The organism is Streptomyces sp. DI166, assembly GCF_900091315.1.
In the GTDB taxonomy this organism is placed as follows: Bacteria; Actinomycetota; Actinomycetes; order Streptomycetales; family Streptomycetaceae; genus Streptomyces; species Streptomyces fuscus.
On the sequence record NZ_FLSP01000063.1, the window covers coordinates 1 to 26,990 of the forward strand.

Consider the following 26,990-nt stretch of genomic DNA (forward strand, 5'->3'; position numbering starts at 1 on the left):
CGGGCGCGGGATCCACTCCCCGGTCAGTGCGGCCCCGGCGTCCGGGGGTGTGCCGCGCAGTCCGGCGCCGGTGGCCTTGTGGCCGGTGGTCATGCCCCGGGTCCAGGACGGCAGCCGGGCCTCGCCTCCGGACGGGTCCGGCGGGACCGGGTCCGGGCGGGGGGTGAGGACGGTCGGCACGTACGCGGGTGTGCCGCGGCCGAGGGCGATGCGGCGGCCCACCTCGCGGGCGTCGTAGGGGCGGTCCTCGGGGCGTTTGGCGAGCAGGTGCAGGATGATCCGCTCCAGGAACTCCGGGAGTTCGGCGCGGTGTTCGCGGGGCGGGCGGGGCGGGGTGTCGCGGTGGCCGACGAGCACCGCCCAGGCGTCGTCGAGGTCGAAGGGCGGTACGCCGGTGGCGAGTTCGTAGAGCACACAGCCCAGCGAGTACAGGTCGCTGCGCTGGTCGACCTCGTCGCCGCCGATCTGCTCGGGGGACATGTAGTGCGGGGTGCCCATGGCGATGCCGGTGCCGGTGAGGCGGGAGGTGAAGCCGATGTCGGCGCCGAGGCGGGCGATGCCGAAGTCGCAGATCTTCACGGTGCCGTCGGTCAGCCGCACGATGTTCGCGGGTTTCAGGTCGCGGTGCACGATGCCCTGCTGGTGGGTGTAGGCGAGGGCGGCGGCGACCTGGTCGGCGATGTCGAGGACCGCGGGCACGGGCAGCGGATGGTGCCTGTTGTCCTCCAGCAGCTGACTGAGGTTGCGGCCCTCCAGCAGCTCCATGACGAGGTAGAGGACGCCGTCGGACTCGCCGAAGTCGTGCACGACGGTGATGCCGCGGTGCTGGAGCGCGGCGGCGACGCGGGCCTCGCGGCGGAACCGTTCCCGCAGGACGCGGGTGAAGGAGTGGTCGTGGCCCGGGTTGAGCGGCTTGAGACATTTCACGGCGACGTGCCGGCCGAGCGATTCGTCGCGGGATCGCCACACCTCGCCCATGCCGCCGCGCCCGATCAGGTCCAGCAGCCGGTACCGGCCCTGGATCAGCCTGCTCTCCCCCACCCGCGTCGCCCCCGTCGCCGTGGTCCTCCCCCGCCATGCCCTGGCTCGTCCAGTATGGCGAGCTATCGTCCGAGTTTGTACCGTGCGGGACGCGAGCCGGGTCCGAGCCGTTCCATCGCCCGGATGATGTGTTTGGGCGGCAGTTGCCAGCGCAGCCGGTCCGGAACGGCCCGCAGAAGACGGCCCGCGGCCCGCAATCGCCGGTCCACGACCGCCGGTTCGGGGGCCGGTCTGCCGTACAGCTCGTGGGCGTACGGGGGCAGCGCGGCGTACGCCAGCCCGGCCACGCGCCGCCACACCAGTGCGCGCGCCGAGACCAGGAGCCGGGGTGTGGGCGGGCGGAGCAGGAAGTCGTCGACCTCTCGTGCCTCGGGTCCGGCGGCGAGTTCGGGGCGCACCTTCTCGAAGTAGGCCGCCATCTCGGCCCGGTCGGCGGGGACGGTGTCCGGGTCGAGGCCCACCAGGCGGGCGCTTGCGCGGTGTTCGCGGATGTACCGGTCGGCCTCGGCGTCGGTGAGCCGGAGCCCCGAGCGGCGCGCGACGGTGAGGTAGGAGTCGATCTCGGCGCAGTGCACCCACAGCAGCAGCGCGGGTTCGTCGACGGGGTACTCCTCGCCGGTGTCGGGGTCGGTCGCGGTCAGCTTGGAGTGGATCTTCCGGACGCGGGCGCCGGCCTTCTCGGCGGCCTCGGTGGTGCCGTAGGAGATGGTGCCGACGAAGTTCGCGGTGCGCATCAGGCGGCCCCAGGCGTCGTGGCGGAAGTCGGAGTTCTGCAGGACGCCGCGGACCGCCCGTGGGTGCAGGGCCTGGAGGTAGAGGGCGCGGACACCGGCGATCCACATCATGGGGTCGCCGTGCATCTGCCAGGTGACGGAGTGCGGTGTGAAGAGCCCGGGATCTCCCATGTCGGCAGGCTAACGCCGGACGCGCGGCATCCCCAGACCGATCCAGGAGATGATTTCCCGCTGGATCTCGTTGTTGCCGCCGCCGAAGGTGAAGATGACGGCGGAGCGGTAGCCGCGCTCCAGCTCGCCGTGCAGGACCGCGCCCGCCGAGCCCTCCTTGAGCGCGCCGGGTGCGGCGACGATCTCCATGAGCGCGGCGTAGGCGTCGCGGCGGGCCTCGGAGCCGTAGACCTTGACGGCCGAGGCGTCCTGCGGGGTGAGGGTGCCGTCCTGGACGGCCTGCACCATCTGCCAGTTGAGGAGCTTGAGGGCGTCCAGGCGGGCGTGGGTGCGGGCCAGCAGACGGCGGACCCAGGGCAGGTCGATGACGCGGCGGCCGTCGGCGAGCTTGGTCTCCGCCGCCCAGCGCTGGACGTCGTGCAGGGCGCGGATGGCCATGGTGCCGTGGGCGGCGAGGGTGACGCGTTCGTGGTTGAGCTGGTTGGTGATCAGCCGCCAGCCCTGGTTCTCGGAGCCGACGCGGCGGGAGACGGGGACGCGGACGTTCTCGTAGTAGCTGGCGGTGGTGTCGTGCCCGGCGAGGGTGTTGATCAGGGTGCAGGAGTAGCCGGGGTCGCTGGTGGGGACCAGGAGCATGGTGATGCCCTTGTGGGCGGGGGCGCCCGGGTCGGTGCGCACGGCGAGCCAGACCCAGTCGGCGGTGTCGCCGTTGGTGGTCCAGATCTTCTGCCCGTTGACGACGTACTCGTCGCCGTCGCGCACCGCGCGGGTGCGCAGGGCGGCGAGATCGGTGCCGGCGTCGGGCTCGCTGTAGCCGATGGCGAAGTCGATCTCGCCGGACAGGATCCGGGGCAGGAAGTACTCCTTCTGCTCCTCGGTGCCGAACTGCATGATCGTCGGGCCGACGGTGTTCAGCGCCATCAGCGGCAGCGGTACGCCCGCCTGGGCGGCCTCGTCGAAGAAGATGAACTGGTCCATCGCGCTCAGGCCGCGTCCGCCGTACTCCTTCGGCCAGCCGACGCCGAGCCAGCGGTCCGCGCCCAGGCGGCGGATGGTCTCCCGGTAGAACCGCTTCTGGGCGGCCGGCCCGGTGTGCCGGCCGCGTGCGTCGTCGGGCACCAACTCGGCGAAGTAGGCGCGCAGTTCGGTGCGCAGCCGGTGCTGCTCGGGCGTCTGGTCCAGATGCACGGCGCCTCCAGGTTCCGTTCGGCCGGTCCTGTCGGCGCACACGGTAGAACGCGTTTCAGTAATAGGGAATGCCCGTGGGCGTCCGTACCCGGGGTCAGTCCAGCGTCGCCAGGAAGTCCGTGCACGCCTGTGCGCACTCCCGGCACGCCTTCGCGCCGTCCTCCGCGCCGGGCTGCCCGTCGAAGGCGTTGGCGCATTCCAGGCAGACGGTGCGGCACCACTCCAGTTGGACCCGGATGCCGTCCTCGTCGGTGAGGCCGTATTCGGACAGCACCCGGCAGGTGGCGTCGCACACCTCCGCGCACATGATGCCCTTGCGCCGTACGAGTTCCTCCTCCGCCGTCCCGTCCGAGGCCGCCATGCTCGCGCGCAGCGCGCAGGCTCGCGCACATACCGTGCACGCCTGGGCGCACGAGAAGCGGTCCTCCAGGTACTGGAAGAGCTGCTGCTGCGATGTCGTGGTCACACAGTGCGGGTAGCCGGGGTGCGGGGCACCAAACACCCGGAACCCCCGGTTCACCCGAGGCGGCCGGGGTACTCGCGGCCGCATGAATACGACCTGGCTGAACATCGCCGCGGACAGCGGCGCACCTGGTGTCGGACTGATCATCGCGGGCTTGGTCGTGGTGGCGGTGCTGATCGGGGCCTTCGTCCTGGGCATCCGCGTACGCCGCCGCGAGCCGGGCCCGCCCCGGCGCGCGGACCAGCCCCGGGTGCCGGAGAGCGGGCCGGTGCGCGAGGAGAGGGAGGTGCGGGAGACGAACGAGATGCCTCAGGGCGACCGGCGTATGACCCCGCACGAACTCGGCTCGCACAGCAGCCGGCCGAGTACGTCGAAGGAACGGCCGCGCTGGGACGACGGCCGTGGCGGCTCGTTCGGCAGTGGCGGCCCGGGCGCGACCTGAGGCCCGGACCTGTGACCCGATCCCCTGGGAAGTGAGCATCATGACCGACCCCGCCCGTGACGCCCTGCCGCTGCCCGACTACGACCACCTGCCCATCGGCGGTCTGCAGAGCCGCGTACGGTCGCTCTCCACGGCCGAGGTGGAGGAGTTGCTGGCCTACGAGCGCACCCACGCCGACCGTCTGCCGGTGACCGAGGTGCTGACCACCCGTCTGGACCAGCTCCGGGCCGGGGCCGAACCGACCTCCGGCGACCCCGGCGCACTGCGCCCCGAGCAGGGCGAGGGACGGCGGGGCTCCCCGGTGTCCCCGGCGGCCTCGGCGCACCCCTTCAGCCCGCCCCCGCACGGGACCCCGGACCAGCGGGGGCGGCCGAAGGGGGACCGCAGGGAACCCTGAGAGTCCTCACCTGCTGTCGCTGCCCTCCGCCCGGCCGATCAGGGCCGCGCGTCCCGCCTCCAGACGGGCCGCCGGGATCCGGAACGGCGAGCAGGAGACGTAGTCCAGGCCGACCCGGTGGAAGAAGTGGATGGACGCCGGGTCGCCGCCGTGCTCGCCGCAGACCCCGGTCTCCAGATCGGGGTTGGCGGCGCGTCCGGCCGCCGCGGCGATCTCCACCAGCCGGCCCACGCCGTCCTGGTCGATCGTCTCGAACGGCGAGACATCGAAGACGCCCTGGTCCAGGTAGAGCGGGAAGAAGGATGCCTCCGCGTCGTCGCGGGACAGGCCCCAGGTGGTCTGGGTGAGGTCGTTGGTGCCGAAGGAGAAGAAGTCGGCGGCCTCCGCGATCCGGTCCGCGGTGAGCGCGGCGCGCGGCAGCTCGATCATCGTGCCGATCGGGCAGTCGAAGGGGGTGCCGGTCTCCTCGGCGACCTCGGCGAGGACCCGTTCCACCTCGGTGCGGGCCAGCCGCAGCTCCTCGACGGTGCCGACGAGGGGGATCATGATCTCGGCGCGCGGGTCGCCCCCGGCGCGCAGCCGGGCGGTGACGGCCTCGGCGACGGCCCGTACCTGCATGGCGGTGAGGCCGGGCACGGCCAGACCGAGGCGGACGCCGCGCAGGCCCAGCATGGGGTTCTGCTCGTCCATCCGCTCCACGGCCTTGAGCAGGGCCCGGTCACGCGGGTCCGGGTCCTCGGCGGCCGCGATCCTCAGCGCCAGTTCGGTGCGGTCGGGCAGGAACTCGTGCAGCGGCGGGTCCAGCAGCCGGATCGTGACCGGCAGCCCGTCCATCGCCTCCAGGATTCCGGTGAAGTCCTCCCGCTGGAGCGGCAGCAGCGCGGCCAGCGCCTGTTCGCGGGCGGTGTCGTCGTCGGCGAGGATCATCGCCTCCACCAGCGCCCTGCGCTCGCCGAGGAACATGTGCTCGGTACGGCACAGGCCGATGCCCTGGGCGCCGAGCGCGCGGGCGCGGGCGGCGTCCTCGGGGGTGTCGGCGTTGGCCCGCACCTCCAGGCGGCGCAAAGAGTCGGCGTGCCGCAGTGCGCCCAGCACCGCGTCGGTGAGCGCCCCGGTGGAGGTGCCCGACTGCAGTGCGCGGCCCACGTCGGAGGCGGTCAGCGGCAGCTCGCCCAGGTGGACGGTGCCGGCGGTGCCGTCGACGGAGAGGGTGTCGCCCTCGGTGACGACGGTGCCGTCCGGGGCGGTGAACCGGCGGGCGGCCGGGTCGACGGCGAGGGACTCGGCGCCGCACACACAGACCTTGCCCATGCCGCGGGCGACCACGGCGGCGTGGCTGGTCTTGCCGCCCCGGCTGGTCAGCACGGCCTCGGCGGCGATCATGCCGGGCAGGTCGTCGGGGGTGGTCTCACGGCGCACCAGCACCGTCCTCTCCCCGGCCGCGGCGCGCCGTACGGCCTCGGCGGAGTCGAAGACGGCGACGCCGACGGCCGCGCCGGGGGATGCGGGCACGCCGTGGGCGATCGGTTCGGCGGCCCCGGCGGTGTCGAAGCGGGGGAACATCAGGCGGGTCAGTTCGGCGCCGTCGACCCGCATCAGGGCCTCGTCGGCGCTGATCGTGCCCTCCTCGCCGAGGTCGTGGGCGATGCGGAAGGCGGCTTCGGCGGTGCGCTTGCCGACGCGGGTCTGCAGGATCCACAGCTTGCCGCGCTCCACGGTGAACTCCACGTCGCACAGGTCGCGGTAGTGGTTCTCCAGGGTGCGCAGATGGCCGCCGAGTGCGGCGTACGCGCGCGGGTCGAGGTGCTCCAGTTCGGTCAGCGGCAGGGCGTCGCGGACGCCGGAGACGACGTCCTCGCCCTGGGCGTCGGGCAGGTAGTCGCCGTAGACGCCGCTCTCGCCGGTGGCGGGGTCGCGGGTGAAGGCGACTCCGGTGCCGGAGTCGCCTCCAAGGTTGCCGAAGACCATCGCCTGGATGTTGACGGCGGTGCCGAGGTCCTCGGGGATGTGTTCGCGGCGCCGGTAGACGTGGGCGCGTTCGCCGTTCCAGGAGTCGAAGACGGCGCGGATGGCGCGGGCCAGCTGGTCGGCGGGGTCCTGCGGGAACTCCTCACCCGTGGCCTCGCGGATGATCGCCTTGAAGTCGTCGGTGAGCTTGACGAGTTCGGTGGTGTCCAGCTCATGATCGGTGGCGACGTGGCGCTGGGCCATGTGGTCGCTGATGGCCTGTTCGAACAGGTCGCCGTCCACGCCCATCACGGTCCGGCCGAACATCTGCACGAGCCTGCGGTAGGAGTCCCAGGCGAACCGCTCCTGCCCGGACGCCTTCGCGAGGCCGGTGACGGAATCGTCGTTGAGCCCGATGTCGAGGATGGTCTCCATCATGCCGGGCATGGAGAAGCGGGCGCCGGAGCGCACGGACACCAGCAGCGGGTCCTCGGGGGCGCCGAGCGAGCGGCCCATGGCGCGTTCCAGGTCGGCCAGCGCGCGAGCCACCTCCACGCCGAGCTCGTCGGGCTCCTCGCCGGTGGCGAGGTAGACCTTGCAGGCCTCGGTGGTGACGGTGAAGCCGGGCGGCACCGGCAGTCCGAGCCGGGTCATCTCGGCGAGCCCGGCGCCCTTGCCGCCGAGCAGGTCGGCCATGTCCCGGCTGCCCTCGGAGAATGCGTACACGTACTTGGTCGGCGCGGTCATCGTCGATCGGCCTCTCATTCGTGGGGTACGACGGCCACGGGGCAGCCGGCGTGCTGGATGGCGGCGTGCGTCACGGGTCCCGTGCGCGGTCCCGCGGGACGCTCCGTGGTGCGGCGTCCCACGACCAGCAGGCTCGCCCCGGAGGCGGCCCGCACCAGCGCGGAGCGGGCGCGTCCGGCGGTGACCCGCTCGACGACCTCGACGTCCGGGAACTTCTCGCGCCACACCTGGAGCACGGCGGTCAGGAAGCCCCGCCACTCCTCGGCCTGCCGCGGCCGCTCGGCCAGTCCGATCTCACCGGGGCCGAGGCCGCCGAGCGGGGAGGCGGGCTGCCAGGCGTGCACGACCTTCAGACGGGCGCCGCGCAGCGCGGCGGCCTCGAAGGCGAAGCGGATGACCTCGTCGCTGGGGTCGCCCAGGTCGAGACCGAGGACGACGTCGCGGTAGCCGGTGCGCACGGACGGGCTGCCGTCCGCCGCCGGGAGGTGCTCGTCGGCGGCCTCCTCACCGGCCCGGACGAGGACCACGGGACGGGTGGCGCGCGCGACCACGCCGAGGGCGACCGAGCCGACCAGGAACCCGGCGAAGCCGCTCAGGCCGCGGGAGCCGAGGACCAGCAGTTCGGCCCCGTCGGCGGCGCGCAGCAGGGCGGTGGTGGCGGGGCCGTCGACCTGCTCGTCCTTCAGGGTGACGGCGGGGTTGGTGCGGCTGACGCGCTCCTCGGCCTCGCGCAGGGTGCGCCGGGCCAGGTGCCGCTGGGCGGCGGTGGCCAGATGGCTGCCGGCCTCCTGGCCGGGGTGCCAGGCGCGGGCGTGGAGGAGACGCAGGGGCCGCCCCCGGCGGACCGCCTCCCGGGCGCCCCATTCAGCGGCGGCGAGACTCTCGGCGGAACCGTCGACTCCGGCGACGACGGGCAACAGCATGGCGCGCACCTCCCGTGCTCGGCCTGCTTCTCCTGTCCAGCTTCACCCCGGGTGCCGCACTCCCGCATGGGCCGCAGGGCGCCGCGGCGGGGTCCGTTCGGCCCCTGCCGCGGGACGGGCGGGGCGATGAGGCTGGACCTGTCGGGGCGTCGGGTTCCCCGGCCGGGAGGCGGCAGACCATGGAGCGAGAGATCATCACCGGGGTCGACGGGTCGGCCCCGAGCCGTACGGCGGCCGAGTGGGCCGCGGGCGAGGCAGTACTGCGCGGGGTGCCGGTGCGGGTGGTGCATGTGACGTGCGCCGAAGCGGCGGCCGACGACGTGGTGGCCGAACTCCTCGACCGGCACCCCGGTCTGACGGCCCGTGGCGAAACTCTCACCGGACCCCCGGTGGCCGCCCTGCGGACCGCCGGCGCCCGGGGTGAGCTGCTGGTCGTCGGGGTGCGCGGACGCTCTCCGGTCGCCGTGGGAGCGACCGCGGCGGCGCTGGCGGCGACGGCGGACGGCCCGGTGGTCCTGGTGCCCTGCACCACCGACCCGGCGCGGCGTCCCGACCGCGTGGTCGTCGGCGTCGACGCCCGGGACCCCGCGGTCGACGCGCTGGACTTCGCCTTCCGCGCGGCGCGCCGCTACCGCACCGTGCTGCACGCGCTGCACGCCTGGCGGCTGCCCTCGAACCGGGTCTGCCTGCCCTGGCCCGTGCCCGAGGCGACCCGCGCGACCTGGGAGGACTACGAGGTCCAGTTGCTGTCCGACGCGTTGCGGCCCTGGCGCGAGAAGTATCCGGACGTCGAGGTCCTGGAGGACGTGGTGCTGCTCCCCGCGGCGGAGGGGCTCGCCCACGCCGCCGGGGAGACGGGCCTCGCGGTCGTAGGCCGCCGCTCCGGGACTACGGCACTCGCGCTGGTCTGGCATGCGCGCTGCCCGGTCGCCGTGGTGCCCTCGTAGAGGGCGCACCGGCCCCGGCAGGTGGGTCCTTCGGCCCCTTTGGGGCGGGGCGGACCCGGACCAAGGTGGAGCCATGGGCAGGAGTGCGCGTACCGCCGTGATCGGCGTCGGGAACGACTTCCGGCGCGACGACGGCGTGGGCTGGGCGGTGATCGACCGGCTCCGGGAGCGGCCGCTCGCGCGGCACACCGTGCTGGCCACCTGCGACGGCGACCCCGGGCGGCTGATCGGCCTGTGGGAGGGCGCCGGGCTGGCCGTGGTCGTGGACGCGGCCCACGCGCACCCCTCGACCCCAGGCAGGGTGCACCGCCTCGCCCTCGACGCCGGCCGCCTGCCGGGCCCGTCGGCGACCAGTTCGCACGGCCTCGGCCTCGGCGAGGCGGTCGAACTCGCCCGCCTGCTGGGCCTGCTGCCGCAACGGCTGGTCGTCTACGCCGTGGAGGGCGCCGACAGCGACTTCGGCACCGGCCTGTCCCCCGCCGTCGCCGCGGCCGTACCGGAGCTGGTGGCGGCCGTGGAGAGCGAGATCGCGGACGCCGGGCGCGGGGCCGCCCGCCGGAGGCCGTCGTGACCCCCGCCCTGCACTTCCGTGTCGACGGCGTCGTCCAGGGCGTCGGGTTCCGGCCGTTCGTGCACCGGACCGCGTGCGCGCTCGGGCTGGACGGGTGGGTGGCCAATGTCAACGGGCACGTGGAGGGGGAGATCGCCGGGCCGGCCGCCGGGATCGAGGAGTTCGCCTCCCGGCTGCGCGACGCCGCGCCGCCGCTGGCGCGGGTGCGCCGGGTGCGGCTGACACCGGGCGCGGCGGAACGGGCGTACGGCAGGGGCTTCGAGGTGCGCGCCAGCGCACCCGGTTCCCCCGAACCGGCCGCCCGCGAGATCCCGCCCGACGCCGCCCTGTGCCCGGCCTGTCTGCGCGAGCTGCGCGACCCGCGCGACCGGCGCTTCCGCTACCCCTTCATCAACTGCACCGACTGCGGCCCGCGCGCCACGATCATCGAGGACCTCCCCTACGACCGGACCCGCACCACGATGCGCCGCTTCCCGCTCTGCCCCAGTTGCGCGGCGGAGTACGCCGACCCCGGCGACCGGCGCTTCCACGCCGAGCCCGTCGCCTGCCCCGTCTGCGGGCCCCGGCTCGCCTGGGACGACCTGCGCGGCGAGGAGGCGCTGCGGGCGGCGGTGAAGTGCGTGGCCGACGGCGGCATCGTCGCGCTGAAGGGGCTGGGCGGCTACCAGTTGGTGTGCGACGCGGGCGACGCGCACGCCGTGACGGAACTGCGCCGCCGCAAGCGGCGGCCGGCGAAACCGTTCGCCGTGATGGTCCCCGACCTGGTGACGGCGCTGCGGCTGGCGACGGTCAGCGCCACCGAGCAGACGGAACTGCTCTCCCCCGAGCGCCCGGTGGTGCTGCTCGCCCGCAACCGCCGCAGCGGCAAGGGCATGCTCGCGCCGCAGGTGCATCCGGGGCTGCACCGGGTGGGCCTGTTCCTGCCCACCACCGGACTGCACCACCTCCTCCTCGACGAGCTGGCCCGCCCCCTCGTGGTGACCAGCGGCAACCTCAGCGACGAGCCCATCGCCGTCGACGACACCGAGGCCAGGCGCTCGCTGGCCGGGATCGCGGACGGCTTCCTCACCCACGACCGGCCCATCCGCAGCCGCTACGACGACTCGGTGGCGCAGTTCACCGGGCGCACCCGGATCACGGTCCGCCGGGCCCGCGGGCTGGCCCCGGCCGCGCTGCCGCTCGCCGTCCGGCAGCCGGTGGCGGGGGCCGGGGCACAGCTCAAGCACACCTTCGCGCTGGCCGCCGACGGCCGGGCGCTGCTCGGACCGCACACCGGCGACCTGTCCGACCAGCGGGCCTACGACGCGTTCCTGGCCTCCTACGCGCACCTCCGGCGGCTCAGCGGCATCGAGCCGGAGGTCCTCGCCCACGACCTGCACCCCGGCTATCTCTCCACGCAGTGGGCGAAGGCCCAGCCGGCCCGCCTGATACCCGTGCAGCACCACCACGCGCACGTGGCCGCCTGCGCGGCCGAGCACCAGGTGCGGGGCCCGTTCGTGGGCGTGGCCTACGACGGGCTGGGGCTCGGCGACGACGGCACGCTGTGGGGCGGCGAGATCCTCGTCGCCGATCTGACGGGCTACCGCCGCGTCGGCAGGTTCGCGACCGCGCCCCTGCCCGGAGGGGACGCGGCGGTACGCCATCCCTCCCGCACCGCCCTCGGGCACCTGCTCGGCGGCGAGCTGCTCGGCTCCCCGCGCCCCTATCCCTGGCTCGTCGACCCGTTCACCGACCGTCTCCCCCCGGACGAGGTCACCGCCGTCCGCGCGATGGTCGCGCAGAACGTCAACTGCCCGCGCGCCTCCAGCGCCGGACGCCTCTTCGACGCGGTCGCCGCGCTGCTGGGCCTGGCCGACGAGGTCAGCTACGAGGGCGAGGCGGCCGTCCTGGTGGAGGCGGCGGCGGGCGACACGCACGCCGTTCCGCTCGCCCACCGCGTCGTGCGGGCGCGCGGGCTGTGGGTGTACGACTCCGCGCCCACGCTGGCCGATCTGCTGGCAAGGCGGCTGGCCGGGGAGCCGGTGGGGCGGCTGGCGGCGGCCTTCCATCTGACGCTGGCGATCGTCACCGCGGACCTGGTGGAACGCGCCGTGGCCGACGGCGCCCCGCGCACGGTCTGCCTGGGCGGTGGCTGCTTCGTCAACCGCCGCCTGCTCACCGAGGTGCGGCGCCGGCTGCGCGCGAAGGGCCTGCGGGTCCTGGTGGGCGGCCAGGTCCCGGTCGGGGACGGCGGCATCAGCTACGGCCAGGCCGCGATCGCCGCCGCCCGGCTCTCCGGAGAGGGGTGAACGCGGATGTGCCTGGGCATTCCGGGGCGGGTCCTGGAGATCCACGACGACGCGGGCCTGCGCATGGCCACCGTCGACTTCGGCGGCGTCCGGCGCGAGGTGTGCCTGGACTGCACGCCGGGCGCGCGGGTCGGGTCGTACGTCATCGTGCACGTCGGTTTCGCCATCACCGAGATCGACGAGACCGAGGCCCGGCGGACCCTGCAGGTGCTCCGCGCCATGGCCGACGCCGTCGAGGGCGAACTGGGGGAACCTCTGCCCTGACCGTGCCCCGGTCGGCCTGTCAACAGGGCCGGTCGACCTCTGCCGTACGAGACTGGCGGGCCGGAAGCTGACGGTGGAGGCGCACGCCCGAGGAGGTCTGACATGACCGACACCCAAGGCCCTGCCGTACTGGACCGCGACGGCCTGAACGCGCTGGTGGCGGAGCTGGTGGCGCAGGGGCGCACGGTGATCGGGCCGACCGTGCGGGACGGGGCGGTCGTGCTCGCCGAGCTGGAGTCGGCCGACGACCTGCCCTTCGGCTGGGGCGTCGAACTGGACGCCGGGCGCTACCGGCTGGTGCGCCGTACGGACGGGGCCGCCTTCGCGCACAGCGCGGGCCCGCAGTCCTGGAAGAACTTCCTGCACCCGGCCCGGCAACGCCTGTGGAGCGCGGATCGCACGCCCTCCGGCGGTGTCGACTTCACCGCCGACGAGCCCGCCGCCCCCTCGTACGCCTTCCTCGGCGTGCGGCCCTGCGATCTGCGGGCCATCGCGATCCAGGACCGGGTGCTGACCGGCGGGCGGTACGAGGACACCGGGTACGCGCGCAGGCGCACCGGTGCCTTCCTGATCGCCGCCGAGTGCACCGAGCCCGGCGCGACCTGCTTCTGTGTCTCCACGGGCGGCGGACCGGCGGCCGACCCCGGGTACGACCTGGCGCTGACCGAGGTGGACGGCCGGTTCCTGGTGCGGGTCGGCAGTGAGGCGGGCGGGGAACTGCTGGCGCGGCTGCCGCACAGCGCGGCGGACGAGGGGACCGAGCGGGCGGCGCACGCCGCCGTGGACGCGGCACGCGACCGCATGGGGCGCGCCCTGCCCCCGGTCGACGTCCGGGCGCTGCTCGCCGGAAGTGCGGACGCCGAGCGCTGGGACGATGTCGCCGAGCGCTGTCTGACCTGCGGGAACTGCACGATGGTCTGCCCGACCTGCTTCTGCGTCACCACCGAGGAGGTCACCGACCTCACCGGCGACCACACCGAGCGCTGGCAGCGCTGGGACTCCTGTTTCGACCTGGACTTCTCCTACCTGCACGGCGGCCCGGTCCGCGCCTCGGCGCGCAGCCGCTACCGGCAGTGGCTCACCCACAAGCTCTCCACCTGGCACGACCAGTTCGACAGCTCCGGCTGTGTCGGCTGCGGGCGCTGTATCTCCTGGTGCCCCGTCGGCATCGACATCACGGAGGAAGTGACCGCGCTGGCCGCCGAGGCCGGCACCGGCCCGACCGCGTCCGCCGACCCCCGAACGGAGTCATGAGATGTCTCCCTCGATGGCCCTGCGCCTGAACCACGCCCTGCCCGGCGAGCACCGCGACCGGCTGCTGCGCATCGGGCGCGAGGTGCGGTTCGCGCCGGGCGCCCGGCTGTTCGACGAGGGCGGGCGCGCCGACCGCTTCTGGATCCTGCGGGACGGCACCCTCGCCCTCGACCTGCATGTTCCGGGGCGCCCCGCGCCGGTCGTCGAGACCCTCGGCGCCGGTGACCTGGTCGGCTGGTCCTGGCTGTACGAGCCGTACGTCTGGCAGTTCGGCGCCCAGACCGTGACGCCGGTGCACGCCTACGAGTTCGACGCGGTCGCCGTCCGGCTGATGTGCCAGGACGACACCGCCTTCGGGCGGGCCGTCGAGCACTGGGTCGGCCGGGTGCTCGCCCACCGGCTGCGCGCGGCCCGGACCCGGCTGCTGGACCTGTACGGCCCCGCCTCGGGCGGAGGCGCGCCATGACGAACCTCCCCGTCCCCTACCGCGTGGTCGCCCGCAGACCGGAGACCGCCGACACGGTGACGCTGCGCCTGGAGCCGGTCGCGGACGCGCTCGGCGACTTCGCGCCGGGGCAGTTCGCGATGGTGCACTGCTTCGGACGCGGCGAGATCCCGGTCTCGGTGAGCTCCGTGCAGTCCACGGGCGGTCTGGCGCACACCGTAAGGGCGGTGGGCGCCGTGTCGGCGGGGCTGTGCGAGGCGCGGACCGCCGAAGTGGTCGGCATTCGCGGGCCGTTCGGGACGGGCTGGGAGCTGGAGCGGGCCCGGGGCCGGGACGTGGTGGTGGTCGCGGGCGGGATCGGGCTCGCGCCGCTCAGGCCGCTGATCCTGCGCGCGCTGGCCGAACCGGAAGCGTACGGCAGGGTCAATGTGCTGATCGGGGCGCGCACCCCGGCCGATCTGATCGGCCGCGAGGAGGTGGCCGGCTGGCGGACCGCGTACACCGGCGTGACCGTGGACCGGCCCGACGAGGACTGGCGCGGGGATGTCGGCCTGGTCACCGATCTGCTCGGGCGGGCGCACCTCACGCCGTCCGACGCCTGGGGGTTCGTGTGCGGTCCGGAACCGATGATCCGGGCCACCGCCCGCGAACTCGTCGCCCGCGGCATGCCCCCGGACCGGATCAGGGTCTCGCTGGAGCGGAACATGCGCTGCGCCACCGGTCACTGCGGGCACTGCCAGCTCGGGCCGCTGCTGCTGTGCCGGGACGGCCCGGTCGTGGACTGGCAGCGGGCCGAACCGCTGCTGTCGGTGAGGGAGTTGTGATGGCACCCACGCTCGCCGTGTTCAAGCTGGCCTCCTGCGACGGCTGCCAGCTCACCCTGCTGGACTGCGAGGACGAACTCCTCGCGCTCGCGGGCGAGGTGGAAATCGCGCACTTCCTGGAGGCGTCCAGCGCGGTCGCTCCCGGCCCCTACGACCTGTCGCTGGTCGAGGGCTCGGTGACCACCGCCGAGGACGCCGAGCGGGTCCGCGCGATCCGGGCCAACTCCCGTCACCTGGTGACGATCGGCGCCTGCGCGACGGCGGGCGGCATCCAGGCGCTGCGCAACTACGCCGACGTGGACGAGTACCGGCGGGTGGTCTACGCCCACCCCGAGTACATCTCCACGCTCGCCACCTCCACCCCCGTCTCCGCCCATGTGGGCGTCGACTTCGAGCTGCGCGGCTGCCCCATCGACCGGCGGCAGCTCATCGAGGTGATCACCGCGTTCCTGGCGGGCCGCAAGCCGGACGTGCCGAACCACAGTGTCTGCTTCGAGTGCAAGCGGCGCGGCACGGTGTGCGTCACCGTCGCCCACGGCACCCCCTGCCTGGGCCCGGTCACGCACGCGGGCTGCGGGGCGCTGTGCCCGGCGTACCGGCGCGGCTGCTTCGGCTGCTTCGGCCCGTCCGGGTCGGTGAACCTGCCCGCGCTGATCCCGGTGCTGCGCCGGGACGGCATGGACGACGCCGCGGTGGAGCGGTTCCTGCACACCTTCAACGCCCCCGCCTTCGACGAGGAGTTGAGGTCATGACGCATCGAGGCTCCCGTGTGCTGCACGTCGGCTCGCTGTCCCGGGTCGAGGGCGAGGGGGCGCTGTACCTCGGGGTGCGCGACGGCACGGTCACCGAGGCGCGGCTGAAGATCTACGAACCGCCCAGGTTCTTCGAGGCGCTGCTGCGCGGCCGGTCCTACACCGAGCCGCCCGACATCACCGCCCGGGTCTGCGGGATCTGCCCGGTCGCCTACCAGATGAGCGCCTGCGCGGCGATCGAGGACGCCTGCGGGGTGGACGTCGGCCCGGTGATCCGGGACCTGCGCAGGCTGCTGTACTGCGGGGAGTGGATCGAGAGCCAGTCCCTGCACATCTACCTGCTGCACGCCCCCGACTTCCTGGGCCGGGCGGGCGCGATCGAGCTGGCGCGCACGCACCGGGCGGAGGTGGAGCGCGGACTGCGGCTGAAGAAGGCGGGCAACGCGCTGATGGAGCTGCTGGGCGGGCGGGCCGTGCATCCGGTGAACGTCCGGCTCGGCGGCTTCCACCGGGCCCCGTCCCGGACCGAACTGCGGGCGCTCACCGAGGACTTGCGGCGCGCACTGGACGACGCGTGGGCCACCGTGCGCTGGGTGTCCGGCTTCGACTTCCCCGACGCGCACGTCGAGGCGGACCTGCTGGCGCTGGCCGCGCCGGACACGTACGCCATCGAGTCCGGCACCCCGACCGTGCTGCGCGCCGACGGGAGCCGGGACTCCTTCCCGGTGCGGGACTTCACCGAGCGGGTCCGCGAGACCCATGTGCCGCACTCCACCGCCCTGCACTCCCGGCTGGACGGCAGGCTCCATCTGACCGGCTCCCTCGCCCGGTTCGCGATCGGCGGGGCGCGGCTGTCGGAGGTCGCCCGCCAGGCCGCGGTGGAGGCCGGACTCGGCGACCCGTACTCGGGCGCCGTGTGCCGCAACCCGTTCCGGTCCATCCAGGTGCGGGCCGTGGAGACGCTGTACGCGGTGACCGAGGCACTGCGGATCATCGCCGCCTACGAGCCGCCCGAGCGTCCGTACGTCGAGGTCCCGCCGGTCGCCGGAGTCGGACACGGCGCGACGGAGGCCCCGCGCGGAGTGCTCTACCACCGCTACCAACTCGCCGCGGACGGAACGGTGACCAGCGCGCTGCTGGTGCCGCCCACCGCGCAGAACCAGGGCGCGATCGAGGACGACCTGCGACGGCTCGCCCAGCAGGCGATCAGCGAACACGACCCCGATGACGCCGAGTTGACGGACCTGTGCGAGCGGGCCATCCGCAATCACGATCCGTGCATCTCGTGCTCCACCCATTTCCTCGACCTGACGGTCGTGAGGACCTCGGGCCGCACCCAAGGAGGCGGACATGACTGAATCGCCTTACCGAGTCAGCGATGTGATGACGCACACCGTCGTCGCCGTCGGCAGCGAGGCCCCCTTCAAGGAGATCGTCTCCCTGCTGGACGAGTGGAAGGTCAGCGCCCTGCCGGTGCTGGCCGGTGAGGGGCGGGTCGTCGGGGTGGTCTCCGAGGCGGACCTGCTGCTCAAGGAGGAGTTCCGGGACACCGAGGAGGGCGATCTCGCGGACCGGGTCAAGGCGGGCGGGGTGACCGCGGGCGACCTGATGAGCACGCCCGCCGTCACCGTGCACGCGGACGCGACCCTCGCCGAGGCGGCCCGCATCATGGCCCGCCGGCACGTCAAGCGGCTGCCGGTGGTGGACGGGGTCGGCCTGTTGCAGGGCGTCGTCAGCCGCAGTGACCTGCTGAAGGTGTTCCTGCGCACCGACCAGGAGATCGCCGAGGAGATCCGCTCCACCGTGCTGGGCCACCTGCCGTTCACCAGCCCCCTGACGGTGAACGTGAAGGAGGGTGTGGTCACCCTGGGCGGCTCCCTGCCCGACCGCACCCTCGTGCCGGTGCTGGCGCGGGCGGTGCGCGCGGTGGAGGGGGTCGTGGACATCCGGCTCGACCTGACGCACCGATGAAGTACCTCGACGAGTACCGCGATCCCGCGCTCGCCCGGCGCCTGCTGGCCGAGCTGCGGCGGACCGCCACCCGGCCCTGGCGGATCATGGAGGTGTGCGGCGGTCAGACCCACACCCTGGTCCGGCAGGGCATCGACGAACTGCTGCCGGCCGGGATGCGGATGATCCACGGCCCCGGCTGCCCGGTGTGCGTGACCCCGCTGGAGACCCTGGACCGCGCCATGGCGATCGCGGCCCGCCCCGGCGTCGTCCTCACCAGCTTCGGCGACATGCTGCGCGTGCCCGGCACCGACACCGACCTGCTGTCCCTGCGGGCGCGCGGCGCCGACGTCCGGGTGGTGTACGCGCCGATGGACGCCGTACGCCTCGCCGCCGAACTCCCCGACCGGGAGGTGGTGTTCCTCGCCGTCGGCTTCGAGACGACCGCGCCCGCCAACGCGACGGCGGTCCTGCACGCGGCCCGCCTCGGCCTGACCAACTTCTCCCTGCTGGTCAGCCATGTGCTCGTACCGCCCGCGATGACGGCACTGCTGGAGGACACGGACTGCGAGGTGCAGGCGTTCCTGGCGGCCGGGCATGTGTGCGCGGTGATGGGCTGGCGCGAGTACGAGCCGATCGCCGCCCGCTACCGGGTGCCGATCGTGGTGACCGGGTTCGAGCCGCTGGACCTGCTGGAGGGCATCCTCATGGCGGTCCGGCAGCTGGAGTCCGGCCGCCACGAGGTCGAGAACCAGTACGTGCGCGCCGTGCGCCGCTCGGGCAACACCGAGGCGCAGGACGCGGTCCGTGAGGTGTTCCGGGTGACCGACCGGGCCTGGCGCGGGATCGGGGCGCTGCCCGGCAGCGGGCTCGAACTCACCGAGAAGTACGCGGATTTCGACGCCGCCCGCCGCTTCGACGTGGGCGCGCTGAGCCCCGTGGAGGACCCGGAGTGCATCGCCGGGGCGATCCTCACCGGGGCGCGGCTGCCCACCGACTGCCCGGCGTACGGCACCCGTTGCACTCCCCGCCATCCCCTCGGCGCGCCGATGGTGTCGTCCGAGGGCACGTGTGCCGCCTTCCACGCGGCCGGACGCATCCCGACGAGGAGCACGCCATGACGCTCGACTGCCCCACCCCGCACCACGAGGACGAGTTCGTCCTGCTCGGCCACGGCGCGGGCGGGCGGCTGACGGCGGAACTGCTGGACCGCCTGGTCCTGCCCGCCCTCGACGCCGGGAGCGGTCCGCTGGAGGACGCGGCACTGCTGCCGGGGCGCCCGGACCTGGTGATCAGCACGGACAGTTTCGTGGTGAGCCCGCTGTTCTTCCCCGGTGGCGACATAGGTTCCCTGGCCGTGCACGGAACGATCAACGACCTCGCGATGCGCGGGGCGTGGCCGCTGGCCCTGTCGGTGTCGCTGATCGTGGAGGAGGGCCTTTCGCTGACCGAACTGCGGGCGGTGATGGAGTCGTTGGGGAAGGCGGCGCAGGAGGCGGGCGTGCCGGTGGTCACCGGCGACACGAAGGTGGTGGGCCGGGGAGCGGCGGACCGTCTGTTCGTGAACACGACGGGCATCGGAGAGCGCCACGAACTGCTGCGCCCCTCGGCGGCCTTGGCCCGCCCCGACGACGTGGTCCTGCTTTCGGGCCCGATCGGCCTGCACGGCACGACGGTGCTGAGTACCCGCGAGAACCTGGGCTTCGCGACGGACATCGCCTCCGACTCCCGCCCCCTGCACCGCCTCGTACGGTCCCTGGCCCCGCTGGGCGAGGCCGTGCACGTACTGCGCGACCCGACCCGGGGCGGCCTGGCGGCGGCCCTGAACGAGATCGCCCGGGACTCCCGGGTCGCGGTGGAGATCGAGGAGAGCGCGGTCCCCGTGCCGCAGCCCGTGGCCTCCGCCTGCGACCTCCTGGGCCTGGACCCGCTCGTCGTCGCCAACGAGGGCTGCCTGGTCGCCTTCGTGGCCCCGGAGGCGGCGGAACCCGCCCTGGCGGCCCTGCGCTCCCGCCCCGAGGGCGAGTCCGCCGTCCGGATCGGCCAGGTCCTGCCCGACGGCCCGAGCGGCCGGGTCACCCTGCGGACCCTAGTGGGCGCCCACCGCATCGTGGACATGCCGCTGGGAGAGCAACTGCCGCGCATCTGCTGACGGAGCGGGCACCAGCACGTCGGAGGTCGGGCGGCGGGGCGTGGGCGGGCAGGGGCGGTTGGTGCGGCCCAGACGGAGGACGGCCTGGGGGTGGCGGTCCGGGGTGATGTGGGTGCGCAACTCCGTGCGCAGGTCCGGGAGTTCCAGGGGCTGGGTGTGGAGTGTGGCGGTGAGGCCGGCGGCCGTGCTGTGGAGCAGGACGCGCTGGAGGGCCTGGCCCGCGCGCAGCCAGTCCGTGCGGTCGTCGCGCGGGGTGGTCAGGACGAGGACGGGGCTGGTGCGGTCGCGCCATCTGCGGCGGGCCGGGAGGGAGATGCGCCGGGCCAGGCCCAGGTAGTCGCGGCCGGGCAGGAAGGTGCGGTCCGGGTGGTTGGCGCAGGCGTCGTAGGGGACGCCGTACCCGCCCACACAGCGGGTGATCTCGGCGACGTGGGCGTAGTCCGTGCGATGGCGTTCCTCCCCCGCGCGCACCAGGTCCGCCAGCAGGTCCAGTCGGGCGGAGTCGTCGATGAGCTGGAGGTCGGCGCCCTCCGCCCTGGCCTGCTCGCAGAGTTCGTCGAGGAAGGGCTGCGGGATCTCCGCGTGTTCCGGGCCGAAGGGGCCGCGGTGGGTGTGGCGGCGCGGGATCGCGCGGATCAGGCGGGTCTCCGCCGGGGTGGCGGGGGCGTACGCGGCGTAGCGCACGTGGGCCAGGAAGGCGGAGTCGCGGCTGTCGGGGAGCAGGGTCACCACGGGTCGGATGCCCAAATGCCTTACCGCCAGGCGGACGTTGAACAGCGCGGCGCCGCAGGCGATGACGGCCTCGCGGCCGAAGGGGTCGGTGAGGACCAGGCGGCGGCCCCGGTCGAGGTGGATCTCGAAGCCGTGGTCGTGGCCCTCCTCGGCGAAGAACCACGGCTGGGAGTTGTGCGGTGACGGCGCGAGTCCGGCCGCGCGGGCCAGGTACCGCGCCGCGTGGCCGGGGCCCGGGTGGGGCGAGCCCATGAGGTACCCCCTCTTCGTGGCAGGCTCAGCCATGGTTCAGTTCGGCGGCGATGCCCGCCGCCCACTTCTCGATGTGGTCGAAGTCGCGGAAGTCACCGCCCTTTCCGTTCCGCAGGATCATCTTCGCGACAGCGCCCTTGGCGCCCTCGCGCAGGCAGCCGCCGAAGGTGACGTGCTGCCGGGCGTCGAGGCGGGTCATGGCGCGGCGCAGGCCGGGGACGGGCGGGATGTCGCGTTCGGAGGCGGAGGGGTCGAGCGGACCGCTGCTGAACAGCCACAGCGGCCGGTCGTCGAGCTCCGCGCGGTGCCGGCGCAGGAAGCGGCGGGCGTCCTTGTGCCAGCGTCCGGCGTACAGTCCGCCGCCGACGACGACGGCGTCGTATCCGGTCAGCCGCACGACGGCCGCGGCGGGCAGGGCCTCGGCGGTGCAGCCCTCCTTGCGCAGCACCGCGGCGACGGCTTCGGCGATCTCGGCGGTGGATCCGTTTGTCGACCCGTAGGCGACCAGCACGTTGGCGGTCATGGCGGGCACCTCTTCTCGGTTCACAGCTTGCGCAGCCAGTCGTCGGCGATGCCGTGCAGGGCGGGCTCGTCCGGCCGCAGCCGGGAGTCGTCCAGCCGGTGGGTGAGGTGGTCGACGACGGCGACCACGCCGTCCATCTGGCGGGTCATGGAGACGGCGATCTCCGTCTCGCTCTTGCGTTCCAGTTGGCCGGTCAGGGTGACCACGCCCTCGGTGACGGAGACGTTCACGGCGTGCGGGGGCAGCCACAGGGTCCGGACCAGGACCTCGTCGACGACCTCGGCGCGGATCTCGGAGTCCGGCCGCAGGAAGACCTTCAGCAGGTCGCGGCGGGTGACGATGCCGACGAGCCGGTCCTCCTCGTCGAGGACGGGCAGCCGCTCCACCCTGTTGCGGGCCATGGTGCGGGCCGCCTCGACGATGGTGTCGTCGGCGTGCACGGTGATCGGGGGTTCGGTCATGAGCTGACCGGCCGTGCGGGCCTCGGCCTTGGCGGCCAGGGTGCGGCCCTCGCGGGTCAGGCGCGCGAACCAGGAGCGCTTGCGCGGCTCGTAGGGGTCGGGGGTCTCGGCCTGCCTCACGAGCAGGTCGCTCTCGGAGATGACGCCGATGACCCGGTCGTCCTCGTTCACCACGGGCAGTCCGCTGATGCGGTGCTCGCCGAGCAGCCGGGCTACTTCCTTGAACGGGGTGCCGTACGCGGCGCGGACGACGTCCGTGCTCATCACCGAACCGACCTTGTTGTGCTTCATGTCCGTCCCTCCTCAGCGGAGCCTGCGCAGATAGGGGTCCTGGGGCCTGCGCGGCACCAGGCGGATCCGTGCGTCGAGCACGGTGACCGCTTCCGGTGTCGCGAGCACGGGGTTGAAGTCGGCCTCGGCGAGCTGCGGGAGATCGCTCGCCATGCGGGACAGCCGCAGCAGGAGCTGTTCCAGTCCGCCGAGGTCGACGGGGCCGCCTCCTTGCGCGCCGAACAGCAGCGGGGCGCAGCGCGGGGCGGTGATCAGGTCGTGCACGTCGTGGTCGGTGAGCGGGGCGAGGCGGGCCGCGTGGTCGGCGAGGACCTCGGTGGCGGTGCCGCCGAGTCCGAACAGGACCAGGGGGCCGAAGACCTCGTCCTGGACGACACCGGCGAACAGTTCGGTGCCGCGCGGGGCGAGCGGCTGGATCACGACGCCGGTGAGCAGTCCGGAGAAGCGGGTCTCCAGGTCGCGGAAGGCGGCCCGGACCTGGTGGTCGCCGCGCAGGTCGAGGTGGACGGCGTGCTGGGCGCTCTTGTGCAGCAGGCCCGGCCAGTGGCCCTTCATCACGACCCGGCCGTCGGCGCCGCGCAGCCGGTCGGCGGCGAGGACGGCGTCGTCCTCGGTCTCCGCCCAGGCCCACGGGAGTTGGCGGATGCCGTAGCAGTCCATGAGGTCGGCGCACACGCGGGGTTCGAGCCAACCTCCGTCCGCGTGTGCGTCGAGGTAGGAGTCGACCAGGGCGCGGGCGCGCGCGGTGTCGACGCCGTCCAGGTCGGGGACGGTGCCGACGGGCCGGGCGAGCCAGGCCGCGCGGTGGGCGGCGTGGGCGAGGGCGCGGGCCGCCGCCTGGGGTTCGGCGTAGGCCGGCACGGTGCCGTCGCCCTCGGTGGGCAGCAGCTCGACGGGCAGGGCCTGTTCGAGGCGTACCGCGACGACCGGCTTGGTCCGTGGGGTTCCGGCGCGGGTCAGGGCGCGGACCAGGTCGTCGCCGGTGGCGACGGCGACGGCGGTGGGCACCAGGGCCACGAGGACGGCGTCGATTCCGCCGTACCGCGTGATCCGGTGGACGGCGGCGGCGAGTTGGTCCTCGGAGACGGCGGCGGTGGCGTCGACGGGGTTGCCGACGGCGGCGCCGTCGGGGAGGACGGCGAGCAGGTCGTCGACGAGTTCGGGGGTCGGCGCGGGCAGGGCGAGCCCGGCTTCGGCGCAGGCGTCGGCGGCGAGGACTCCGGCGCCGCCCGCGTTGGTGACGATGAGGACGCGCGGTCCGGCCGGGAGCGGCTGGGAGTGCAGGAGGGCGGCGGCTTCGAGGAGCTCGCCGCAGGAGCGGGTGGCGGTGATGCCGGCCTGGGTGAACAGGGCGGCGCGGGTCATGGTGCGGGTGGCGGCGGCCGCGGTGTGCGAGGCGGCGGCGCGGCGGCCGGCGTCGGTGCGTCCGGCGTCGACGGTGAGCACGGGCATGCGGCGGGTGACGCGGCGGGCGGTGCGGGAGAAGGCGCGCGGGTTGCCGAAGGACTCCAGGTGCAGCAGGGCGAGGTCGGTGCGGCCGTCGCTCTCCCACCACTGGAGCAGGTCGTTGCCGCTGACGTCGTACTTGTCGCCGAGGGAGGCGAAGGTGGAGACGCCGATGCCGAGCCGGGACAGTCCGTCGAGCAGGGCGATGCCGACGCCGCCGGACTGGACGGCGACGCCCGCGGTGCCGGGCCTGGGGGCGTCCGCGGCGAAGGTGGCGTTGAGCCGCACGCCGGGGTCGGTGTTGCTCAGGCCGAGGCAGTTGGGGCCGACCAGGCGCATGCCGTGGGTGCGGCAGGCGGCGAGCAGGGCGCCGGCGTGGTCGGCGGTCAGGTGGGCGCTGACGACGAGGAGGGCGCGTACCCCGGCCTTGCCGCACTCCTCGGCGACGTCCGGGACTTCGTGGGCGGGTACGGCGACGACCGCGAGGCCGGGGGTGACGGGCAGGGCGCCGACGGAGGAGTAGCAGGGCACGCCGAGGATGGCGTGGGCGCCGGGGTTCACCGCGAACAGCCGTCCGGTGTAGCCGCCCGAGCGGATCTGGTGCAGGATCGCGCGGCCGACGGAGCCGGGTTTGCGTCCGGCGCCGACGACGGCGACCGATGCGGGCCGCAGCAGGGGCCGGAGGCTGGCGACATCGGCGGCGCGGCCGCGTTCCTCCACGGCCGTCAGGTAGCTGTCGCTGGGGTCGAGGGCGATGGTGCAGCGCACCTCGGGGCCCTCGAAGCGGCGGGCGGTGCGCAGGCCGAGGTCGGCGAAGAGCCGCAGCACCTCGTGGTTGTCGCTGAGGGCGTCCGCGGTGAAGGACGTGATGCCCTCGGCGCGGGCCGCCGAGACCAGGTGCTCGACGAGGAGGGTGCCGACGCCCCGGTGATGGAGTCCGTCGGCGACGGCGAGGGAGATCTCGGCACTGTCGCCGGTGCCGCCGGTGTCGTACTCGGCGATCCCGATGAGCTGTCCGGAGGTCTCGGCGAGGAGGGCGCGGTAGCCGGGGCGGGGGGTGCCGCAGGCCCGGTCGGCGGCCAGTCCCGCGGAGTGGCGGCTGGGTGAGAAGAAGCGCAGCCGCAGGTTCTCCGGGGACATCTCCTCGTACAGGCCCTGGACCTGGTCGTGGTCGGAGCGCCGGGCCGGGCGGATGCACACGGTGGTGCCGTCCGCGAGCAGAGCGTGGACCGGGGGCCTGGGGGGATCGTCGTCCGTCATCGCGGTCTCCTTGGCGTCTTCCTCGACACTTCGAGCATCCGCCCGGGGGGTCGACGCTCCCATGGGCTGTCCGGGGGCGGAATCAGGGCCGGTCGGCCCCCGTTTCCGCCCCCGTCGGCGCGGAGTTACGCGTGCCAGCTCCACTCCGCGATCTCCGGCATGTCGGTGCCGTGCTCGCGGATCCAGGACTGGTGGCGGGTGCGGGCGTCGGCCATCTCCTGGCGTACGGCGGCGGCCCGGACTGCGAGGCCGGGGACGCGGTCGATGACGTCCATGACGAGCCGGTAGCGGTCGAGGTCGTTGCGGACGACCATGTCGAACGGGGTCGTCGTGGTGCCGGACTCCTTGTAGCCGCGCACGTGCAGGTTCTTGTGCCCGGTGCGGCGGTAGGCGAGCCGGTGGATGAGCCACGGGTAGCCGTGGTAGGCGAAGATGACCGGCTTGTCGGCGGTGAACAGGCCGTCGTACTCGAAGTCCGTCATGCCGTGCGGGTGTTCCTCGCGCGGCATGAGGCGGGCGATGTCGACGACGTTGACGACCCGGACGGCGAGGTCCGGCAGGTGCCGGCGCAGCAACTGGGCGGCGGCCAGCACCTCCTGGGTCGGCACGTCACCGGCGCAGCCGAGCACCACGTCGGGTTCGCCGCCGTTCTCGCTGCCCGCCCAGTCCCAGATCCCGGCGCCGCGGGCGCAGTGCACGCGGGCCTGGTCCATGGACAGCCAGTCGAAGCAGGGCTGCTTCCCGGCGACGATGACGTTGACGTAGTCGCGGCTGCGCAGCACGTGGTCGGCGACGGAGAGCAGGGTGTTGGCGTCCGGCGGCAGGTAGACGCGGACGACCTCGGGGCTCTTGTTGAGGACGTGGTCGACGAAGCCGGGGTCCTGGTGGGAGAAGCCGTTGTGGTCCTGGCGCCACACGTGCGAGGTGAGCAGGTAGTTGAGGGAGGCGATGGGGGCCCGCCAGGGCAGTTCGCGGGAGGTCTTCAGCCATTTGATGTGCTGGTTGACCATGGAGTCGACGATGTGCACGAACGCCTCGTAGCAGGAGAACAGCCCGTGCCGGCCGGTGAGGAGGTAGCCCTCCAGCCAGCCCTGGCAGGTGTGCTCGGAGAGGATCTCCAGGACCCGGCCGTGCCGGTCGAGGTGCTCGTCGACCGGCAGCACCTCGGCCTGCCAGGCCTTGCCGCTGCCGTCGAAGACGGCCTGGAGCCGGTTGGAGGCGGTCTCGTCGGGTCCCACGACCCGGAAGTCCCGGCGCTCCGCGGTGTCCTGCATGACCTGGGCGAGCAGGTCGCCGAGGACCCGGGTCGGCTCGTGCAGGGTGGTGCCGGGCTTGTCGACGGGGACGGCGAACCGGTCGAGGTCGTCGATGGGCAGCTCGCGGGTGAGCAGTCCGCCGTTGGCGCGCGGGGTGGAGCCGAGGCGCCGGGTGCCCTCGGGGAGGCAGGCGAGAACGTCCGGAACCGGTCGCCCCTCCTCGTCGAACAGCTCCTCGGGGCGGTACGAGCGCAGCCAGCGCTCCAACTGCCGCAGGTGCTCGGGGTTCTCGCGAACGCCGGCGAGCGGGACCTGGTGGGCGCGCCAGGTGCCCTCGACGGGCAGCCCGTCGACCTCGGCGGGCCCGGTCCAGCCCTTGGGGGTGCGCAGCACGATCACCGGCCAGCGGGGACGCTCGCTCGCGCCGTCCTTGCGGGCGGCGCGCTGGATCGCGGCGATGCGGTCCAGGGCGGTGTCGAAGGCCTGCGCCATGGCCTGGTGGACGGCGGCCGGGTCGTCGCCGGTCACGTGGATCGGGTCGTGGCCGTAGCCGCGCAGCAGGTCGTCGAGTTCGGCCTCGGGCAGCCGGGCGAGCACGGTGGGGTTGGCGATCTTGTAGCCGTTGAGGTGCAGGATCGGCAGGACGGCGCCGTCGTGCACCGGGTCGAGGAACTTGGTGGAGTGCCAGGAGGCGGCCAGCGGCCCGGTCTCCGCCTCGCCGTCGCCCACCACGCAGGCGACGACCAGGCCGGGGTTGTCGAAGGCGGCCCCGTAGGCGTGCGAGAGGGCGTAGCCCAGCTCGCCGCCCTCGTGGATGGAGCCCGGCGTCTCGGGCGCCACATGGCTGGGCACCCCGCCGGGGAAGGAGAACTGCCGGAACAGCCGCCGCATGCCGTCCGCGTCCCGGCCGATGTCCGGGTAGGTCTCGCTGTAGCTTCCCTCCAGCCAGGAGTTGGCGACCACCGAGGGTCCGCCGTGGCCGGGGCCCCAGATGCACAGGGCGTCCAGGGAGCGGGCCTTGATCACCCGGTTGAGGTGGGTGTACACCAGGTTGAGGCCGGGCGAGGTGCCCCAGTGGCCCAGCAGCCTCGGCTTGATGTGCTCGGCCCGCAGCGGTTCGCGCAGCAGCGGGTTGGCGAGCAGGTAGATCTGTCCGGCGGCCAGGTAGTTGGCCGCGCGCCAGTGGGCGTCCAGGGTGCGCAGCTCGTCGTCGGTCAGTACGGTGCTGTTCTGGTGTTCGACCTTGGACATGGAGTGACTCCTAGGGCA

General features: G+C 73.8%; 25 protein-coding genes. 14 read left to right on the plus strand and 11 right to left on the minus strand.

Translation table 11 applies throughout. From position 1 onward, the window contains the following. The 4 genes from GA0115233_RS26655 to GA0115233_RS26670 form a co-directional block, all read right to left on the minus strand. Positions 1 to 1,041, minus strand: a 1,041-nt coding sequence (locus GA0115233_RS26655) for a serine/threonine-protein kinase (protein ID WP_141689570.1), incomplete at its 3' end; no start/stop codon positions are given. Positions 1,042 to 1,103: 62 nt separating this feature from the next. Beyond that, on the minus strand, positions 1,104 to 1,946 hold the full coding sequence (locus GA0115233_RS26660; protein WP_093722846.1) for an oxygenase MpaB family protein: 843 nt from the start codon (positions 1,944 to 1,946) through the stop codon (positions 1,104 to 1,106). A 9-nt stretch (positions 1,947 to 1,955) separates the two neighbouring features. Continuing rightward, positions 1,956 to 3,134, minus strand: coding sequence for an acyl-CoA dehydrogenase family protein (locus GA0115233_RS26665; protein WP_093722847.1), 1,179 nt, complete (start codon positions 3,132 to 3,134; stop codon positions 1,956 to 1,958). Positions 3,135 to 3,228: 94 nt separating this feature from the next. Then, a complete protein-coding gene (locus tag GA0115233_RS26670) occupies positions 3,229 to 3,600 on the minus strand; it encodes a ferredoxin (RefSeq protein ID WP_093722848.1) in 372 nt (123 codons plus the stop codon). Between the two features lie 82 nt (positions 3,601 to 3,682). On the opposite strand from GA0115233_RS26670, the gene GA0115233_RS26675 reads away from it, so the two are divergent. Both GA0115233_RS26675 and GA0115233_RS26680 read left to right on the plus strand, forming a co-directional pair. After that, the gene (locus tag GA0115233_RS26675; RefSeq protein ID WP_093722849.1) at positions 3,683 to 4,039 is read left to right on the plus strand and encodes a DUF6479 family protein; all 357 of its coding nucleotides are present in this window, start codon (positions 3,683 to 3,685) and stop codon (positions 4,037 to 4,039) included. A 40-nt stretch (positions 4,040 to 4,079) separates the two neighbouring features. After that, the gene (locus tag GA0115233_RS26680; protein WP_093722890.1) at positions 4,080 to 4,436 is read left to right on the plus strand and encodes a hypothetical protein; all 357 of its coding nucleotides are present in this window, start codon (positions 4,080 to 4,082) and stop codon (positions 4,434 to 4,436) included. 6 nt (positions 4,437 to 4,442) lie between these two features. Here the strand turns inward: GA0115233_RS26680 and ppdK are convergent, their stop codons facing one another. Continuing rightward, complete coding sequence (ppdK, locus tag GA0115233_RS26685) at positions 4,443 to 7,130, minus strand: pyruvate, phosphate dikinase (RefSeq protein ID WP_093722850.1); 2,688 nt, start codon at positions 7,128 to 7,130, stop codon at positions 4,443 to 4,445. A gap of 14 nt (positions 7,131 to 7,144) precedes the next feature. Continuing rightward, positions 7,145 to 8,053, minus strand: a complete 909-nt coding sequence (locus tag GA0115233_RS26690; RefSeq protein ID WP_093722851.1) for a universal stress protein — start codon at positions 8,051 to 8,053, stop codon at positions 7,145 to 7,147. 179 nt (positions 8,054 to 8,232) lie between these two features. On the opposite strand from GA0115233_RS26690, the gene GA0115233_RS26695 reads away from it, so the two are divergent. The 12 genes from GA0115233_RS26695 to hypE all read left to right on the plus strand — a co-directional run bounded on the left by GA0115233_RS26695 (position 8,233) and on the right by hypE (position 19,500). Further along, complete coding sequence (locus GA0115233_RS26695) at positions 8,233 to 9,000, plus strand: universal stress protein (RefSeq protein ID WP_093722852.1); 768 nt, start codon at positions 8,233 to 8,235, stop codon at positions 8,998 to 9,000. A 73-nt stretch (positions 9,001 to 9,073) separates the two neighbouring features. After that, positions 9,074 to 9,571: a hydrogenase maturation protease gene (locus GA0115233_RS26700; RefSeq protein WP_093722853.1), complete on the plus strand. Its 498-nt coding sequence runs from the start codon at positions 9,074 to 9,076 to the stop codon at positions 9,569 to 9,571. After that, positions 9,568 to 11,859: a carbamoyltransferase HypF gene (gene hypF / locus GA0115233_RS26705; RefSeq protein ID WP_255310369.1), complete on the plus strand. Its 2,292-nt coding sequence runs from the start codon at positions 9,568 to 9,570 to the stop codon at positions 11,857 to 11,859. Before GA0115233_RS26700 ends, hypF begins: the two co-directional genes overlap by 4 nt. 6 nt (positions 11,860 to 11,865) lie before the next feature. After that, the gene (locus tag GA0115233_RS26710; protein ID WP_093722854.1) at positions 11,866 to 12,123 is read left to right on the plus strand and encodes a HypC/HybG/HupF family hydrogenase formation chaperone; all 258 of its coding nucleotides are present in this window, start codon (positions 11,866 to 11,868) and stop codon (positions 12,121 to 12,123) included. A 102-nt stretch (positions 12,124 to 12,225) separates the two neighbouring features. Continuing rightward, the gene (locus tag GA0115233_RS26715) at positions 12,226 to 13,377 is read left to right on the plus strand and encodes a 4Fe-4S dicluster domain-containing protein (RefSeq protein WP_093722855.1); all 1,152 of its coding nucleotides are present in this window, start codon (positions 12,226 to 12,228) and stop codon (positions 13,375 to 13,377) included. 1 nt (position 13,378) lies between these two features. Then, a complete protein-coding gene (locus GA0115233_RS26720) occupies positions 13,379 to 13,843 on the plus strand; it encodes a Crp/Fnr family transcriptional regulator (protein ID WP_093722856.1) in 465 nt (154 codons plus the stop codon). Beyond that, the gene (locus GA0115233_RS26725; RefSeq protein ID WP_093722857.1) at positions 13,840 to 14,646 is read left to right on the plus strand and encodes an FAD/NAD(P)-binding protein; all 807 of its coding nucleotides are present in this window, start codon (positions 13,840 to 13,842) and stop codon (positions 14,644 to 14,646) included. The genes GA0115233_RS26720 and GA0115233_RS26725 overlap by 4 nt, the downstream gene beginning before the upstream one ends. Further along, entirely contained in the window at positions 14,646 to 15,398 is a 753-nt protein-coding gene (locus tag GA0115233_RS26730; protein ID WP_093722858.1) for an NADH-quinone oxidoreductase subunit B family protein, read from the plus strand. The genes GA0115233_RS26725 and GA0115233_RS26730 overlap by 1 nt, the downstream gene beginning before the upstream one ends. Then, positions 15,395 to 16,756 (plus strand): Ni/Fe hydrogenase subunit alpha, encoded by a 1,362-nt coding sequence (locus GA0115233_RS26735; RefSeq protein WP_093722859.1) that lies wholly within the window; start codon positions 15,395 to 15,397, stop codon positions 16,754 to 16,756. The genes GA0115233_RS26730 and GA0115233_RS26735 overlap by 4 nt, the downstream gene beginning before the upstream one ends. Then, positions 16,749 to 17,369: a CBS domain-containing protein gene (locus GA0115233_RS26740; RefSeq protein ID WP_093722860.1), complete on the plus strand. Its 621-nt coding sequence runs from the start codon at positions 16,749 to 16,751 to the stop codon at positions 17,367 to 17,369. The genes GA0115233_RS26735 and GA0115233_RS26740 overlap by 8 nt, the downstream gene beginning before the upstream one ends. After that, positions 17,366 to 18,469 carry a hydrogenase formation protein HypD gene (gene hypD / locus GA0115233_RS26745; RefSeq protein ID WP_093722861.1) on the plus strand — a complete coding sequence of 368 codons (1,104 nt, stop codon included), beginning with the start codon at positions 17,366 to 17,368 and terminating at the stop codon, positions 18,467 to 18,469. The genes GA0115233_RS26740 and hypD overlap by 4 nt, the downstream gene beginning before the upstream one ends. After that, positions 18,466 to 19,500 (plus strand): hydrogenase expression/formation protein HypE, encoded by a 1,035-nt coding sequence (gene hypE / locus GA0115233_RS26750; protein ID WP_093722862.1) that lies wholly within the window; start codon positions 18,466 to 18,468, stop codon positions 19,498 to 19,500. The genes hypD and hypE overlap by 4 nt, the downstream gene beginning before the upstream one ends. Here the strand turns inward: hypE and GA0115233_RS26755 are convergent. From GA0115233_RS26755 to GA0115233_RS26775, 5 genes are all read right to left on the minus strand, one after another. Continuing rightward, a complete protein-coding gene (locus GA0115233_RS26755) occupies positions 19,438 to 20,484 on the minus strand; it encodes an Acg family FMN-binding oxidoreductase (protein ID WP_176711949.1) in 1,047 nt (348 codons plus the stop codon). The two genes, hypE and GA0115233_RS26755, sit on opposite strands and share 63 nt — an antisense overlap. A 25-nt stretch (positions 20,485 to 20,509) precedes the next feature. After that, a complete protein-coding gene (locus GA0115233_RS26760; RefSeq protein ID WP_093722863.1) occupies positions 20,510 to 21,007 on the minus strand; it encodes a flavodoxin domain-containing protein in 498 nt (165 codons plus the stop codon). Positions 21,008 to 21,027: 20 nt separating this feature from the next. Beyond that, positions 21,028 to 21,759, minus strand: a complete 732-nt coding sequence (locus GA0115233_RS26765; RefSeq protein WP_093722864.1) for a CBS domain-containing protein — start codon at positions 21,757 to 21,759, stop codon at positions 21,028 to 21,030. Between the two features lie 12 nt (positions 21,760 to 21,771). Beyond that, positions 21,772 to 24,465, minus strand: coding sequence for a bifunctional acetate--CoA ligase family protein/GNAT family N-acetyltransferase (locus GA0115233_RS26770; RefSeq protein ID WP_093722865.1), 2,694 nt, complete (start codon positions 24,463 to 24,465; stop codon positions 21,772 to 21,774). 125 nt (positions 24,466 to 24,590) lie between these two features. Further along, positions 24,591 to 26,972, minus strand: a complete 2,382-nt coding sequence (locus tag GA0115233_RS26775) for a phosphoketolase family protein (RefSeq protein WP_093722866.1) — start codon at positions 26,970 to 26,972, stop codon at positions 24,591 to 24,593. Between the last annotated feature and the right edge of the window lie 18 nt (positions 26,973 to 26,990).

Coding starts and splice junctions, on each gene's coding strand:
- GA0115233_RS26715 (WP_093722855.1), top strand. CDS start 12,226: ATGACCGACACCCAAGGCCCTGCCGTACTGGACCGCGACGGCCTGAAC.
- GA0115233_RS26660 (WP_093722846.1), bottom strand. CDS start 1,946: ATGGGAGATCCCGGGCTCTTCACACCGCACTCCGTCACCTGGCAGATG.
- hypE (WP_093722862.1), top strand. CDS start 18,466: ATGACGCTCGACTGCCCCACCCCGCACCACGAGGACGAGTTCGTCCTG.
- GA0115233_RS26710 (WP_093722854.1), top strand. CDS start 11,866: ATGTGCCTGGGCATTCCGGGGCGGGTCCTGGAGATCCACGACGACGCG.
- GA0115233_RS26775 (WP_093722866.1), bottom strand. CDS start 26,972: ATGTCCAAGGTCGAACACCAGAACAGCACCGTACTGACCGACGACGAG.
- GA0115233_RS26720 (WP_093722856.1), top strand. CDS start 13,379: ATGTCTCCCTCGATGGCCCTGCGCCTGAACCACGCCCTGCCCGGCGAG.
- GA0115233_RS26695 (WP_093722852.1), top strand. CDS start 8,233: ATGGAGCGAGAGATCATCACCGGGGTCGACGGGTCGGCCCCGAGCCGT.
- GA0115233_RS26755 (WP_176711949.1), bottom strand. CDS start 20,484: ATGGGCTCGCCCCACCCGGGCCCCGGCCACGCGGCGCGGTACCTGGCC.
- GA0115233_RS26725 (WP_093722857.1), top strand. CDS start 13,840: ATGACGAACCTCCCCGTCCCCTACCGCGTGGTCGCCCGCAGACCGGAG.
- GA0115233_RS26675 (WP_093722849.1), top strand. CDS start 3,683: ATGAATACGACCTGGCTGAACATCGCCGCGGACAGCGGCGCACCTGGT.
- GA0115233_RS26735 (WP_093722859.1), top strand. CDS start 15,395: ATGACGCATCGAGGCTCCCGTGTGCTGCACGTCGGCTCGCTGTCCCGG.
- GA0115233_RS26680 (WP_093722890.1), top strand. CDS start 4,080: ATGACCGACCCCGCCCGTGACGCCCTGCCGCTGCCCGACTACGACCAC.
- ppdK (WP_093722850.1), bottom strand. CDS start 7,130: ATGACCGCGCCGACCAAGTACGTGTACGCATTCTCCGAGGGCAGCCGG.
- GA0115233_RS26760 (WP_093722863.1), bottom strand. CDS start 21,007: ATGACCGCCAACGTGCTGGTCGCCTACGGGTCGACAAACGGATCCACC.
- GA0115233_RS26740 (WP_093722860.1), top strand. CDS start 16,749: ATGACTGAATCGCCTTACCGAGTCAGCGATGTGATGACGCACACCGTC.
- GA0115233_RS26730 (WP_093722858.1), top strand. CDS start 14,646: ATGGCACCCACGCTCGCCGTGTTCAAGCTGGCCTCCTGCGACGGCTGC.
- GA0115233_RS26770 (WP_093722865.1), bottom strand. CDS start 24,465: ATGACGGACGACGATCCCCCCAGGCCCCCGGTCCACGCTCTGCTCGCG.
- hypD (WP_093722861.1), top strand. CDS start 17,366: ATGAAGTACCTCGACGAGTACCGCGATCCCGCGCTCGCCCGGCGCCTG.
- GA0115233_RS26765 (WP_093722864.1), bottom strand. CDS start 21,759: ATGAAGCACAACAAGGTCGGTTCGGTGATGAGCACGGACGTCGTCCGC.
- GA0115233_RS26700 (WP_093722853.1), top strand. CDS start 9,074: ATGGGCAGGAGTGCGCGTACCGCCGTGATCGGCGTCGGGAACGACTTC.
- GA0115233_RS26690 (WP_093722851.1), bottom strand. CDS start 8,053: ATGCTGTTGCCCGTCGTCGCCGGAGTCGACGGTTCCGCCGAGAGTCTC.